The organism is Pseudoalteromonas sp. NEC-BIFX-2020_002, from assembly GCF_013002825.1.
Lineage (GTDB): Bacteria > Pseudomonadota > Gammaproteobacteria > Enterobacterales > Alteromonadaceae > Pseudoalteromonas > Pseudoalteromonas neustonica.
In genome coordinates this window covers 124,972-138,572 of record NZ_JABEPJ010000011.1, presented here as the reverse complement: position 1 = coordinate 138,572, position 13,601 = coordinate 124,972, and the positions used below count along the sequence as shown (strand labels likewise).

Annotated in this window: 13 protein-coding genes and 1 pseudogene; 8 read left to right on the top strand and 6 right to left on the bottom strand. The window is 40.1% G+C overall.

Annotated features, from left to right (window positions below):
* Positions 1 to 3 precede the first annotated feature (3 nt).
* From HJP15_RS13680 to HJP15_RS13670, 3 genes are all read right to left on the bottom strand, one after another.
* The gene (locus HJP15_RS13680; RefSeq protein ID WP_212760690.1) at positions 4 to 306 is read right to left on the bottom strand and encodes a hypothetical protein; all 303 of its coding nucleotides are present in this window, start codon (positions 304 to 306) and stop codon (positions 4 to 6) included.
* A 9-nt stretch (positions 307 to 315) separates the two neighbouring features.
* On the bottom strand, positions 316 to 1,311 hold the full coding sequence (locus HJP15_RS13675; protein ID WP_054205074.1) for a YHYH protein: 996 nt from the start codon (positions 1,309 to 1,311) through the stop codon (positions 316 to 318).
* A 107-nt stretch (positions 1,312 to 1,418) separates the two neighbouring features.
* Positions 1,419 to 2,486, bottom strand: a complete 1,068-nt coding sequence (locus HJP15_RS13670) for a DUF418 domain-containing protein (protein WP_249365873.1) — start codon at positions 2,484 to 2,486, stop codon at positions 1,419 to 1,421.
* 89 nt (positions 2,487 to 2,575) lie between these two features.
* Between HJP15_RS13670 and HJP15_RS13665 the strand changes: the two genes are divergently transcribed.
* Positions 2,576 to 3,148: a TetR/AcrR family transcriptional regulator gene (locus tag HJP15_RS13665; RefSeq protein WP_349304632.1), complete on the top strand. Its 573-nt coding sequence runs from the start codon at positions 2,576 to 2,578 to the stop codon at positions 3,146 to 3,148.
* Positions 3,149 to 3,158: 10 nt separating this feature from the next.
* Here the strand turns inward: HJP15_RS13665 and HJP15_RS13660 are convergent, their stop codons facing one another.
* Genes HJP15_RS13660 through HJP15_RS13650 form a run of 3 tightly spaced genes read right to left on the bottom strand, consistent with a single transcriptional unit; the run spans position 3,159 to position 6,140 of the window.
* Positions 3,159 to 3,302, bottom strand: coding sequence for a DUF2256 domain-containing protein (locus HJP15_RS13660; protein WP_082355605.1), 144 nt, complete (start codon positions 3,300 to 3,302; stop codon positions 3,159 to 3,161).
* Entirely contained in the window at positions 3,292 to 4,818 is a 1,527-nt protein-coding gene (locus HJP15_RS13655; RefSeq protein WP_170173994.1) for a cryptochrome/deoxyribodipyrimidine photo-lyase family protein, read from the bottom strand. The genes HJP15_RS13660 and HJP15_RS13655 overlap by 11 nt, the downstream gene beginning before the upstream one ends.
* A gap of 2 nt (positions 4,819 to 4,820) precedes the next feature.
* Complete coding sequence (locus tag HJP15_RS13650; protein WP_170173993.1) at positions 4,821 to 6,140, bottom strand: DASH family cryptochrome; 1,320 nt, start codon at positions 6,138 to 6,140, stop codon at positions 4,821 to 4,823.
* A gap of 106 nt (positions 6,141 to 6,246) precedes the next feature.
* On the opposite strand from HJP15_RS13650, the gene HJP15_RS13645 reads away from it, so the two are divergent.
* From HJP15_RS13645 to HJP15_RS13615, 7 genes and pseudogenes are all read left to right on the top strand, one after another.
* On the top strand, positions 6,247 to 6,858 hold the full coding sequence (locus HJP15_RS13645; RefSeq protein WP_054205197.1) for a flavin reductase family protein: 612 nt from the start codon (positions 6,247 to 6,249) through the stop codon (positions 6,856 to 6,858).
* A gap of 353 nt (positions 6,859 to 7,211) precedes the next feature.
* A pseudogene (locus tag HJP15_RS13640) lies at positions 7,212 to 7,437 on the top strand (YHYH protein); the annotation flags it as partial.
* 243 nt (positions 7,438 to 7,680) lie between these two features.
* On the top strand, positions 7,681 to 9,156 hold the full coding sequence (locus HJP15_RS13635; RefSeq protein ID WP_054453259.1) for an ATP-binding protein: 1,476 nt from the start codon (positions 7,681 to 7,683) through the stop codon (positions 9,154 to 9,156).
* A gap of 16 nt (positions 9,157 to 9,172) precedes the next feature.
* Positions 9,173 to 9,844: a response regulator gene (locus HJP15_RS13630; protein ID WP_170173992.1), complete on the top strand. Its 672-nt coding sequence runs from the start codon at positions 9,173 to 9,175 to the stop codon at positions 9,842 to 9,844.
* A gap of 110 nt (positions 9,845 to 9,954) precedes the next feature.
* The gene (locus HJP15_RS13625) at positions 9,955 to 10,245 is read left to right on the top strand and encodes an EF-hand domain-containing protein (protein ID WP_054453263.1); all 291 of its coding nucleotides are present in this window, start codon (positions 9,955 to 9,957) and stop codon (positions 10,243 to 10,245) included.
* Between the two features lie 2 nt (positions 10,246 to 10,247).
* Complete coding sequence (locus HJP15_RS13620; RefSeq protein WP_054453265.1) at positions 10,248 to 10,703, top strand: hypothetical protein; 456 nt, start codon at positions 10,248 to 10,250, stop codon at positions 10,701 to 10,703.
* Positions 10,704 to 10,846: 143 nt separating this feature from the next.
* Positions 10,847 to 13,480: a TonB-dependent receptor plug domain-containing protein gene (locus HJP15_RS13615; RefSeq protein WP_170173991.1), complete on the top strand. Its 2,634-nt coding sequence runs from the start codon at positions 10,847 to 10,849 to the stop codon at positions 13,478 to 13,480.
* Positions 13,481 to 13,601: the final 121 nt, after the last annotated feature.

Below are 13,601 nucleotides of genomic sequence, written 5' to 3'. Positions count from 1 at the left end.
CTTTTACTCTTTCTTTTTAGCATGCTCATTAGTGCCTGCGCTTTGTTGAGTTTTGTGCTGGTTTTTTATATCAATAATGGGTTGGTTTCGCACACACATTAATACTTTATTTGCTGCTTGGCAGCTGCCAATATAGAGTTTATTTACTAACTCATATTGGCAACTTTGATTAAGTTTTTTTTCCTCACAGGCATGCCATGGCTGATTCGTACCGTGAGCAGCATGAGCAAGGCTGCTTGCAGTATAAAAAAGAGCAATGGTTGAGGAAAATAATACCGTGACTAATTTTAAATGTGTTTTCATCATAAACTCCTATTACCTTGCTATTTCGCCGCTGTAACAACCAATAAACATGTTTTCAGCAATGCTTGCTGAATGATAATGATAGCCCCTAGTTTCATCGTAGTGGCCACGACATGAATCAAGGTCATTGTCTTCATTTCCTTGGCTATCAACCATACCAAAAATACCATATCCGTCTAACGCATAACCTAACATGCCAGCATGACCGTTTGATTGTTCTAGTGTTTCACTGCAACCAGCAGCACCATGATAATGATAGCCTTCGACTAAGTTGATATGGCCTGCACAGTCATCAAACGCAGCGATTGTGTAAGCGCCTAAAATGGCATCTACAGGTGCAGGTGGTGCAAGTGCAACTCCATTTAATGAAATACCTATATTATCACGGCCAATTGAAATAGGACTGCTTGCCTTTACAGGTGTAATCGGGATGAGTACGGTTTGACTAATTCCACCATCAACATAGTCAATAGCACACTCCACACAGTGATTTTGATATTGCTCTTCAACATCAGGCCTTGCGGCTCCTGCGCACGAGGCTTCTGTCGTGGTGACGTTAACTTTACCGGTGCTTTCGTTATACAACTTCCAGTTACTGTCGTTGTAATGAGTATCTAGATTGGTAATAAACTCACCAGTTAAATCATAAACTTGCCCATCGCCGTCAAACCAAATACCAGCTTCATCTGCATTTGAAGTCGTATATCTAGGGCAAAAAATACCAATTTCATGGCTAGCAGGCGCGCCAGCTATTTGAATTTCATAGCACTGTGCTTCTTCGTTATTGGTCAGGGTACATGTTTGGGTTGCTACTTCTGAATCTAGTGCCCCGCTTGTAAAGTTTAGTGGATTAACTTCTACAACAATGTCTGAATTAGTATTCGTTGTTGTGTCTGAGCCGGAGTCTGTCGTTGCGGTTGTACTATCTTCTGAACTACCGCAACCAGTGACGAGTAAAGTTAAAAGTATTGTAATTGCAGACTTTGTTTTAAATAATTTTTTACTCATTGTAGTATCTCTAAGCTAAGGGTTTAAATTAGCATATAAAGAGAATGTGCAAAGAGTGTGTAAAGAGTGTGTAAATTAATTAGTTTTTTTATAGTTGAGAATTACGCTTACCTGATGAGTTTTTTAAATACCCACTCAAGCGGTCCGGCTTTAAATTTATTTAACCAGCAAACACTAAAAATGATGCTAAACAGGCAAAACAATAGGGCTGAGAATAACGCCATACCAATTGTTTGATTATTTAATAGTCCCAATGATTCTAAAACCCCCATGCCAACAAGTACGTGCGCCACATAGAGTGTTAACGATATTTGCCCGGTTTGTTTTAACCAATGGCTTAATTTGTTTGTTTGAAATGTATCAGCAAAATAAAAACAACCTACTAACACGATAACCGATGAGCTTGTCGCGCTGAGCATATATTGAGGTAAAGGCGGTATGATAGACGTACTTAATAAAAAGCTGCTCAGTTCTAAATCTATTCCTAATTCAGCGTGTGTTTTAGTTAATAACCTTAGGCCGTAAAAAAGCAACTCAGTGATAAGTAGTACAGCGATTGAGCCTATTAATAATTGCTTTCTAAATTGAGAATCAAGTAAATCTTGTCTACCTAACCACATGCCAAAAACCAAAAAACCGCACCATGGAAAAACAGGATGAAAGCCATTAAAAAATACATGCCTTAACATACCATCTACAGTCCAAAAACCATGATAGGTTAACGTATTCCAATCCCAGCCATAACTGTAATCAAAACATATTAATAACAGCGGAAAGGCTAACACAAAAAAGCCACTTATCAATAATAGCACTCTATTACTTAGAGTGAATATACAGGCAGCAATAATAAAATAGACACCGTAAAAATGGAGAATATCGGCTTCCCAAATGGGCACATAGGCTAAGCCAATCAACATGAGTAACACAGCACGCTTGATCAGTGACCACTTTGATTTGGTTACTTCTGAAGATAAACCAGATTGACGCGCCTTGAGTGTCATAAAGGTGATGCCTATGCCTGCTAAAATAACAAACAATGCAGATGCTCGACCTTCAAATAAACTAGCAAAAAGGTACAAGGGAGAATTGCCTGGCTGTACATTCATAGCAATTTTAAAATTCACAATAACCATGCCAAATATAGCAAGTGCGCGAGCAATATCGATAGCGATCATGCGGTTCAATAGTGTTCTCCTGATTGAAGTTGAGGCTGAGTTTTAATACACTTGTGTATCATAGCAGTAACAATATATATGATACAAGGGTGTCTCAAAAAATGGATGTGCGTATTTCTCGTTCAAAGCAGCTCATTATTCAAGCTGGGCTTAAGTTGTTTTTACAAAACGCTGACGCCACATTGGTTGATATCGCTAAACACGCTAACGTTGGTAGAGCAACTGTATACCGTCATTTTGAGAGTAAAGAAATACTCCAAAAGGCAATCGCATTTTATTGTTTAGAGCGATTCGATAGTGTTAATAAAGATGTTGACCGCCAAGCGAAAGATCATCTTGATGCGCTTAGGTTAATACTAAAAAATACAATGCCTTTATTCGCTGAGTTTTCGTTTCTTTCAAAAATGGAACAAGTGTTGATAGATGATGCTGATTTTCAAGCCCGCTCTAAGCAGCAAAATGATGAAATGCGTGAATTAATTAGTTTAGTGATTAAACACAAAAAAATTAGTGATAATTTTTCAGTGTCATGGGTTTTTCATTTATTTGAAGGCTTACTTTGGGTGGGTTATCAAGCAATACATAGCGGTGAGTACAGCCCTGAATCGGCTTCAAACCTAGCTTATGCTACGTTCTTAAATGGAGTAGGGGCAAGTAGCTAATTGCTTAGATTTAAGACTTAGCTAAATGGCGCTTACATCGCTGTGAGCAGTAAGTTACGTTATCCCAATCGCGCAGCCATTTTTTACGCCAAGTAAAATCACGTTTGCAAATAGGGCAAGTTTTTTGTGGTAAATGTAGTTTTTTATGCGCCATTGCTATTTTTTTTATCTTTGTTTTTGGTTGTGCTTTTTATCTTTGGGGCGATACTAACGTGCTTTTTTAAAATACCGGGAATGGCGCGTTTTACGTCAATTCGTTCGCGGTATTGCCAGAGCCTTAGACGGGCTTCTTTAGACGCCTTAGTTAAATCTATCATGGGCTCTGGGTAATCTTTACCTACTTTAAAATCGTTAAATAAGGCTTCCATAGGCGTTTGCATCCAAGGTTCATGCAAGTACTCAATGGGGAGTTTTTCAAGCTCTGGACACCACTTTTTAATAAACGCACCGGTTGGATCTTGATCTTCAGATTGCTTGATTGGATTGTAATGGCGAATGGTATTTATACCTGTCACAGAGGCTTGCATTTGAATTTGCGGGTAGTGAATACCGGGCTCAAAGTCTAAAAAGTAATTCGCTAAAGGCAAGCTTGCCTGTTGCCAGCTAATGTTTAAGTGGTGTGTAACAAAACTGACCAGCATCGCTCGCATTCTAAAGTTAATATAGCCTGTGTGTTTTAAACAGCGCATGCAAGCATCAATAATGGGAATACCTGTTTGCCCTTGTGCCCAGCGCGCTAAGTCGGTTGTTACGTGTTTGTCATCGCGATAAGGGAATACATGATAACCGGGGTTAAGGGCTACAAACTCCATACTGCATTCACTTTCAAACTTTTGCATGAAATGGCAGTGCCAATGTAAGCGCGAAACAAACGCAGCTAATGGACGCTTCCAGCCTTTTTTGTCTGGGTGCTTAGAATGATAAGTGTCGATTGCCGTTTGATATACTTGCCTAAGGCTTATATTGCCCCATGCCAAGTAAGGAGAGAGCCGCGAGCAATGAGTTTGGCTTAAACTCGGGCTTGAAATGCCTTTTTGATAGCCTTTACCACGGACTTCAAAAAAGCTCTGCATAACCTGGCGTGCTTGCATCGCCCCGCCAAGTTGAAAGTTATCATCAGAGTGAGTGTAGTTTTTAGGTAAACAAGGTGGGGCATAACCACTTAAGGTTACACTGTTAACGCGTTTCCAATTTGGGATTGCAATAGTGCTTTGCATTGTTTGCTGCCATTGCTCGTTCCATTGGTTGCGGTTTGTTGCCCCTCTAATTACTGCGCCTGTTGGGGTTTCAAGCCATTGAACAGTGTGATCCTTGCACCATGCTTTTATTGCTTTATCGCGCTCAAAAGTATTATTTAAGCCAATCTCTTGATGACTAAATAGGTTAACAATTTCAAACTCTTGATTTAAAGAGTTAAGTAAGTTTTCCATTGCGCAGCTAAAGGTGTAAATAGTGGTATTGAAGCGTTTTAGCTGCTGGTTCATATCAGCAATTGACTGATATACAAACCGCCAATGACGCTCGTTATAATGACTGTCATTAAGTAATAATGGTTCAAAGTTATAGATCAATAATGTAGGCAGCGAGCTTTCAAAGGCACTTTTTAATGGCTGATGATCAGATAAACGCAAGTCACGCTTAAACCACACAATATTAATTTTATTTTGCATTGTTAACTACTTAGTGGCCAGTCGGCGGCATCTGAAGAATCTAAGCTTTGTACATTATTTCCTCGCCAATGATTAATAAAGGTATTGTGAGGGTCGTACATTTGCGTTTGTTTAGCTAAATTAAAATGACGCCCAGCACGTGGGTCTGCGCCAACCCCAGCTAAGTACTGCCAGTTGCCCCAATTTGCCGCTACATCATAATCAATTAGTTGTTGTTCAAAGTAAGCGGCTCCAAAACGCCAATCTAGATTAAGCTCATGCACAAGGCAACTTGCTACCAACTGGCGACCTCGGTTAGACATATAACCCGTTTGGTTAAGCTGTTTCATGCACGCATTGACAATAGGGTAGGGCGTGGTGCCTAGACACCATTGTTTAAACCGTTGTGAATAAAAGCTAGTTAACGGTTTTTTGCTGCCAATGCCTTTAAATGAAAATAGTTTTTTACCGTAGCACACGCTGTAAAGCTGAAAATATTCACGCCAAAGTAGCTCAAAGAAAATCCAATAGGTGGAGTCGTTGGCGCCATGTTTTTGTTCGTAATCGTGTAACGCAGCAATAATTAGGCGTACAGATAGATTGCCATTAGCTAACCATAGCGAAAATTTAGTCGAATTTTCTACCCCATCAAGTGCATTACGGGTTTGCTTGTAATTCGATGCAGCATCCCCAGTAAAATAGTGGTTTAAGTGCTCCATAGCAGCTTGCTCACCGCCAATAAATTGTGAAGATACAGCCCACTTTTTTATCTCTGGTAATGTCTTAGGCCATGGCATTGGGGCAATGAGTGGCGGCGGCAAATACGTTGGGGTATTAATTGGCGCAAGAATTTGTGGTTCGTGATGTTCTATTATTTTACGAAATTTGCTAAATGTTGCGGGGAGGTCATTACCTGAAAATGGCAGTTGATGTTCATCATATAAAGTAAAAGTATTTGCTTGGTTTATTTTTAGGTCATCAAATATGTTACCAATAGCAGATAGTGACTGTCGTTCATTAAAACCAATTTGCTCACTACAATAAAGCGTTCGCACATTGTGATGATGGTAGTAATGACTAATAACCTCATAAGCCGGTTGATGATAAACCACTAAATGCTGCCCATAGCTTTTAAGTTGGGCGTCTAAATCACGCAAAGCGCTCACTAAAAATTGCCACCTGTATTTGCCCATAGTTTGGCTGGAAAAGCGGGTGGTTTTGAACCATTTAGGGTCAACGCAGTACACAAAACTCAATGGTGTCTTTTGCTCGCAGGCTAATTTTAATAGCTGATTGTCGTTGAGCCGCAAATCATGGGTAAACCAATATAAAGAATGTGTCATAAAATAATGTGCCAATACAGTCATTTTTATTTACTTTGAGTTCAATACGTAACAAAGTAAAAACACGTTTATTAGTACGTTAAATTTAATTTTTAAAGAGGTGATGGTGTATTTTGATTTAACTGATCCATTAGAGCAAAAAAGTGTTTACAGTAAGCTGGTTGGCGGGATCACGCCACGGCCGATTGCGTGGATAAGTACGGTAAGTGAAACTGGAGTTGACAATATTGCTCCATATTCATTTTTTACTGTCGCCAGTGTTAACCCGCCAGTGTTAAGTGTGACACAAGTAAACCCCAGTGATAAAAGTAATAAAGACACCCTAAGTAATCTATTAGCCACTAAGCAATGTGTGGTGAATATTGTTAGCCATAAACTTGTTGAAAAAATGAATCAAAGTTGCGCAAATTACCCAACAAATGTGAGTGAGTTTGAAGCGGCTGGTATTACCTCAGAGACTAGTAAATATGTGCAGCCATTAAGTGTAAAAGCTGCCAAAGTACGTTATGAGTGTACGCTACGTGAAGTAATCTCTATTTCAAAAGAGCCCAGCGGCGGACAAATGATGCTATTAGACATTGTGGGAATTTACATTGATGAGCGTGTATTAACTGACGGTTATATCAACCCTATAGCTTTGAATGCCGTTGGTAAATTAGGCGGAGATTATTTTGCCACAACGCAGAGTATATTTGAATTAAATCGGCCGAGTATATAAAGTGTAATCTATCATCTTAAAAAGTTGAAAGTGAGCTTTGAGAAGACGTTATTAGTTCTTGAATTCAAGTATAAAGATTAGCGTTCTAACAAACTATCAATAACTACGCCTGTATTTATTTTGTTAAAGGGAAATAACATGAATGAAGTGAATCAATATATATTAGATATTATTAAGACTCATGTTTGGGGCGGTTTTGATACGCCAGATGAAATTCAAGGGGGTTATTTCTGATTTATTTGAAGAGGACGCTGATGAAAGGGTGCTTCGTGAATTCGTAAGTATTGAATTTAAAAAAAGTTTGAAGCTGAAAAACAATGACCTCAAGTTACAGATGTAGAAATGAAAGCGTGTGCGAAACAGGTTTAGGCGCAGTTGGTTTAATGGTCAATGGCACCAGTATTTTTAACTGTGGCGATGCATGAGTTATGGCCAAAATGTATGGTATACGCTACACCTATCGCAGAGCAATACGATGTTGATATATGTGGCGGGCGTGCAGCAAATGGCGAATACCATCATCACTTTTATACCAGTTGTTTAGCCGATATGTTAAATCATGATGGCTCAGTACATTCAAAGTGCCCAGTTACGTGGTGTATGCCGGGGTCAATGCTATTTCAGTGACACTAAATAATCATGGGTATATTGGGCTGTGCAAGATAAAAAAATTCTGGCCACCTTGTATATTAATGACCAAACTAAAGAGTTAGTGACTTACAAATTTGAAAGTTTTCCTATTCATAGCGTATTAACGCCAAGTCAGTAAGCATTTTATTTCCTAAAAGGTACGGACACCTTCCTTTTTAATAAGCGATATTGATGAAAATACATAATAAGTTATTTTTAATTTTATTTAGTTTTAGCTTTATTTTAATTACCGGATTAGTTTTAGTTATGCAGTGGAGTATTGGCCAAGGCATGGTTGATTATGTCAACGCTAAAGAAGTTAAAGCATTGCAGCCATTGGCTAGTCAACTAGCGCGTGAATACCAAAAAACATCATCATGGAAAAACTTTGAAGGGGAAAATCACCGCTTTTTTCACTTGATCAGAAAGCAATTAAAAGAAAGTCAGTTTTTGCCTTCAAGAACACCAGATCAGATCAATAAAGCCTCTCAGCGGCCTGGGTTTATGCCAAAACCTCGTGGGGAGCATCGCCCACCTATGGATCCTTCTTTTGCCGGTGAACTACGATTACCACCCGGTCATGAAGCGCACTATGCGTTACTGGATAATAATAAACAGGTCATTGCAGGGTTATATAAAGCAGATTTAACGTATCGAAATATTTCAATCTACGACGCTGATACAGTGGTTGGTTTCATTGCTGTTTCTAAGCGAAAAGGACTGATAGATGGCTACGAACTCGACTTTTTAGAGCAGCAAACTACTTACCTATGGCTAATCGCATTGGCAGCACTATTATTTACGCTATTAATTACCTTTTTATTAGCACGTCATTTAGTAGGCCCAGTAAAGCAAATTGCACAAGGAATGCATCACCTTAGTCAGGGGGACTATCAGTATAAATTAGAGCTGGATCGCCATGATGAATTAGGCCAGTTAAGTGAAGATTACAATACGTTAGCACTTACTTTGGCACGCAACGAAGAAGCCCGTAAACGTTGGCTGGCAAACACTTCACATGAATTACGTACGCCAATCACCATTTTAATGGGTGAACTTGAAGCAATGCTATTAGGAGTGAGGCCGCTAACCGTAAAGAATATTAGTTCAGCCAACGATGAAGCATTGCACCTAAAAAGATTAATAGATGATTTGCATATGCTCAATAGTGCAGAGCTCGGTGGTATGCATTTTAATATGCAGCCATTATTAATGGATGAACTATTTCGTTCAGTTGAGCAAAAGTACGTTGTTATTTTTAATCAACATAATATCGAATTTGTAATAAAAATTCATAGCCATAAAATAACATTATTGGCAGACAAAACACGCTTAATGCAGCTTTTTGATAATATTTTAATGAATGCAGTACACTACGCACAGTGCTCAGCTATTCAGCTAACAGTGCAAATGACGCAGCGCTTAAATCAAGATTACGTTGAGATAAAAATAACAGACAATGGGGTTGGTGTTGACGATCAGCATCTTAGCCATTTATTTGAATACTTATACCGCGTAGATGATGCTCGCAACCGTCAACAAGGAGGTTCTGGTTTAGGTTTATCGCTATGTCAGCACATTGTGCAGTCTCATCAAGGTGAGATCACAGCTATCAATTCGCCGTTAGGCGGTTTAGGTATTATTATTAGCTTACCCGTGGAGACATAAATTAGTGACCGTCCCAATGCCCCCCAAAATATTAATTGTAGAAGACGAAGTGAAGCTCGCTAATTTAATGAGTGATTTTTTACTTAGTCAACATTTTGAGACTCATCAAATTCATCATGGTAATGATGTTCTTCCTTGGCTTAAAGACAACCACCCCAGTGTTATTTTGCTTGATGTGATGCTACCAGGCATCAGTGGTATTGAATTATGTAAAGCAATTAGACAGTGCTCGTCAGTGCCCATAATGATGGTGTCAGCCAAAGTGGAAGAAATAGACCGTCTATTGGGTTTAGAGCTGGGAGCGGATGATTATGTATGCAAACCCTTTAGTTATGCGGAAGTCGTTGCGCGGGTTAAAGCGTTATTGAGGCGCAGTGAGCTTGTAAAGCCACAGCAAATCACCGACATGCTTTTAGATGAAAACACTTTTAGTGTGCAATACAAAGGGCGAACAGTAACGCTGACCAGTGTTGAGTTTCAGTTATTTAAACCGTTATTTGATAAACCTAACCGTATTTTTAATCGTGAAAGTTTAATGAATAATATGTATGCCGATCAGCGTATTGTGAGTTTTCGTACCATTGACAGCCATATTAAAAAGTTACGAAAAAAACTCGATGAAGTATGCAAGCATGATAGTGTTATTCAATCTGTTTACGGCGTGGGTTATCGTTTTGTAAAACCCTAACTTCCTTATTTGTTGCACATTGTTTGCGTTTTTTAATAATACGCTTGTATGTAGTTAACTTGAGTTCTTATAAAGAGACTCACTGACCCTACTATGCAAGAGGTTGAATTATGAAATCGTTAAGTGCAATCGCATTACTCACTGTTTTATGTGTCACTTTTACAGCGCAAGTTGCCGCTAAAAAAGAGGGCAAGCCACCACCTCGTCCTGATTTCTCAACCATTGATAGTGATGGCAGTGGTGGTGTTGACTTTAATGAGTTTAGTGCTCAAAAACGCCCTCCGGGTGCGGATGATATTCAAATGATTTTTGATGAAATTGACGCTGATAAAAATGGTGAAATTTCAAAACAAGAATTTAAAAATCATAAACCCCCTCAGCGTCAGCGTAAAGGAGATTAATTATGATCAGTAATATTTCTTCAAGTACTAATTTTGAGCCTATGCAACGTCCAAAGGCTCAATCACTTTCGAGTGAGCAAACTCAATTGGTGAATGACACTTTATCTGGATTTGATCCTGAAAAGTTAACCGCTGAAGATGCACAGACGATAGTTGCGACGTTTAAGGATGCAGGTATTCAGCCAGGCAAAGAAATGGAGTCGTTGATGGCCGAAGCCGGTTTTGATGCGGCTCTAGTTGGTGAAATGGGTCGCCCAGAAGGAGGGCGACCACCGGGGCCTGCGCCACAAGGAGGCTTTGAACAAGTTAACACTGACGAAGTGGTTAGTTATTTAGATGAATTGCTCGCAAATTATTCAGATCAACTTAATGATGACGATAAAGAATCAATTTTAGCGTCCGTGCAAGAAAAGTTCGGTTTAAGCCAAAGTGATTCATTGCTGAGTGTAAAAGTATAATACCAATTAGTAACCAGTTAATTACGGGCAAATAACGGGTTGCTTGTTCCTATAGTGCGACAATTTGTCGCATTTTCAAAAACAGCAAAGTCTATATCATAAGCTCCTATTTTTAATAATAAAATTTTTAATAGGCAGTACACATGAATAACCCTATGGCCTTTTGTGCCATCGCTACCGCATTAGCCACATCGCATACTTTAGCAAATGAAATGACCGATAATATTGAGCGCATTAATGTGACCGGCTCACACATCAAACGCACTGATTTTGAAACAGCCAGTCCTGTAACCGTGATTGACGCAACACAAATTGCTCAAACAGGCATTGTAAATGTTGAAGATTTATTGCAACGCATGTCGTTTTCAGCGGGCGTTGCGGGTAATGCGACCAATGCCTATTGGACAAGTGGAGGATATGGATCGGCACAGATAAACTTGCGCGGTATGGGGATTAAACGCACGCTAGTATTATTAAATGGGCGACGAATTGTAAACGGTGGCACGGGAGCCAATAGTGCGGTTGATTTAAATATGATCCCAACCTCAATTATTGAACGCGTAGAAGTACTAAAAGATGGCGCATCTGCCATTTATGGCGCTGACGCTGTTGCCGGTGTGGTTAATATCATCACTAAAACGCAATTAGATGGTGCTGAATTTACTGCAAAGTTAGGCGCTGGGGATGAAGGTGACGGGCAAAGCCAAGAAATTAGCTTTAATGTAGGCGGTGAGTTTGATCGCGGCCATTTTGTTTTTAGTGCGAGCTATATAAATACCGAGGCAGTAAGGCAGTCAGACCGTATAGACTGCGCTAAAAATGAGAAAGTAAATACAGATGGCAGTAGCCAATTAAATTGTTTTGGCAGTGCAACAACCGCTGGTGGGCGAGCACTACTGGCTGATGGTCGCAGTGTGCAATTTAATCAAGACCCGCAAGGCGATGGTAATAGTTTTGAAGCGTATGATATAGCAAAACACGGTTTTACGTGGATCCCTTATTTAAATGCAGTAAACCCAAGCCAACGTATTAACCTATCGACTAACCTCAATTACCAACTGACAAGTAACATAAACTTTTTTACAGAAGCGCAATACAGTAATCGCCAATCAGAGCAAATAGTGACACCACGCAGTATTAGCGGTATTAAGGTCTCTAAAGAGTTTGCTTATAACCCAACAGGGCAAGACTTAGAGCTAACTCGTAGGCGTAATGTAGAGCTTGGTGCGCCGTATTTTTTTCAAGAAACAAACACAGCGCGTATTGTTATTGGGTTTGATGGCACATTAGCAAATGATTGGCAGTGGGAAGTTGCTTATAACTATGGGCGTAACACTGGCACTGACGGCTGGACGTTTGATCAAGATAAAGCCAAGGTCGCACAAACGCTAGATGATACAGTATGCAGTTATACTCCTGGTGCTGCCATTCCGTGTGGCGACTGGTTTGGTGTTGGTGAATTAAGTAATGAAGTGATTGATTACGTAAAGTATCGCCGTGAAGGCAATGGTGGCAACCAATTAAAATCATTGGCATTTAACTTATCGGGTGACATCACTGAGTTACCCGCAGGTACACTGGCCTTTGCCGCTGGGCTTGAAAGACGTGAAGAAAGCGGCTGGCGAAATCCTGATTCAACGGTTCTTGCCAATGGTGGAGAAGACAGCATTAATGGTGACTATGATGTAAATGAAGCTTTTATTGAACTTGCCATCCCATTGTTTGAAAGCCTTGAAGCAAACTTAGCAACACGCTACTCAGACTACAGTACCTTTGGCAATAAATTGACTTATAAGCTCGGGCTTACATGGCAAGTTGCGGATGACTTAATGCTTCGTGGTGTTAAATCAACAGCATTTAGAACGCCGGTGATAACCGAGTTATTTGGTGGCACAAATGCGGAGAACCTTCGCACTATCGATCCCTGTGAAAACGCAACTGGCGCAATTGCGGTTAATTGTTTAGCCGCCGGGCTCCCTACTGATTTTGCACAAGATGGCACAACGGTACGAACTTCAGTCGGTGGAAACCCAGATGTAAAACCTGAATCGGCAGACACACTTACACTAGGTCTAGTTTGGCAGCCGCACTTTATTGACGGGTTATCGACTACACTCGATTACTTTGATATAGACGTAAAAGACGCTATTACCTCGGTTAATGGCTCTGACACCTTGAAGTTGTGTTACACCAACCCAGCGCTTTACAGCGCTTACTGTAATACTTTTACACGCCACGCCGTAACGGGGCAAATAAATTCATTGAGTCAGCGCCCAGTCAATGCTGCGTTTGAAACGGTTAGTGGGGTTGATTTTAATACACGTTACACCGCCAATATTTTTGGTTTAAGCAGCCAGTTTGAGTTAGATGCCACGCGGTTACTCAAGCATGAAAACACGCCTTTTGCAGGGCAAGCAACGCAAAGCCTGTTAGGCTACATTACTGAGGACCAAGGCAGTTATACAAAATGGCGCGCTAATTTAGGGATCACTGTAAAAGCGGATGCGTGGTCAGCACATTATGCTATGCGTTACATTGGTGGTGCGCGTGATGTAAATGGCGGTGGGCCAATTGGCCGCGCGGTTGAAAGTGTTACCTACAGTGATGTTCAAGGGCGTTATTTTATAACTCAAGATACATCTATCAGCATGGGTATAGACAACATCTTTGATAAAAAAGCTCCCTTTTTAACCTCATGGAACGACGCTAATACAGATGTGATGACGTATGATTTACTTGGTAGAAGAGGCTACATTAAGTTAAATATTAACTTTTAAAGCAATTTAGTGATGCGTGTAATTTAAGTTCACGTTACAGCAAAGTGCGTTTATGCACTTTGCTGCATATCTATACCCAAGCCACCTCAAGATGCAGTTTCAGTTGGCGTTAAAAGCGATT

Excerpts from the sequence above, each read along its gene's own strand:
- HJP15_RS13655 (WP_170173994.1), bottom strand. The coding sequence starts at position 4,818 with ATGCAAAATAAAATTAATATTGTGTGGTTTAAGCGTGACTTGCGTTTA.
- HJP15_RS13635 (WP_054453259.1), top strand. The coding sequence starts at position 7,681 with ATGAAAATACATAATAAGTTATTTTTAATTTTATTTAGTTTTAGCTTT.
- HJP15_RS13620 (WP_054453265.1), top strand. The coding sequence starts at position 10,248 with ATGATCAGTAATATTTCTTCAAGTACTAATTTTGAGCCTATGCAACGT.
- HJP15_RS13670 (WP_249365873.1), bottom strand. The coding sequence starts at position 2,486 with ATGATCGCTATCGATATTGCTCGCGCACTTGCTATATTTGGCATGGTT.
- HJP15_RS13650 (WP_170173993.1), bottom strand. The coding sequence starts at position 6,140 with ATGACACATTCTTTATATTGGTTTACCCATGATTTGCGGCTCAACGAC.
- HJP15_RS13660 (WP_082355605.1), bottom strand. The coding sequence starts at position 3,302 with ATGGCGCATAAAAAACTACATTTACCACAAAAAACTTGCCCTATTTGC.
- HJP15_RS13675 (WP_054205074.1), bottom strand. The coding sequence starts at position 1,311 with ATGAGTAAAAAATTATTTAAAACAAAGTCTGCAATTACAATACTTTTA.
- HJP15_RS13625 (WP_054453263.1), top strand. The coding sequence starts at position 9,955 with ATGAAATCGTTAAGTGCAATCGCATTACTCACTGTTTTATGTGTCACT.
- HJP15_RS13680 (WP_212760690.1), bottom strand. The coding sequence starts at position 306 with ATGATGAAAACACATTTAAAATTAGTCACGGTATTATTTTCCTCAACC.
- HJP15_RS13615 (WP_170173991.1), top strand. The coding sequence starts at position 10,847 with ATGAATAACCCTATGGCCTTTTGTGCCATCGCTACCGCATTAGCCACA.
- HJP15_RS13630 (WP_170173992.1), top strand. The coding sequence starts at position 9,173 with ATGCCCCCCAAAATATTAATTGTAGAAGACGAAGTGAAGCTCGCTAAT.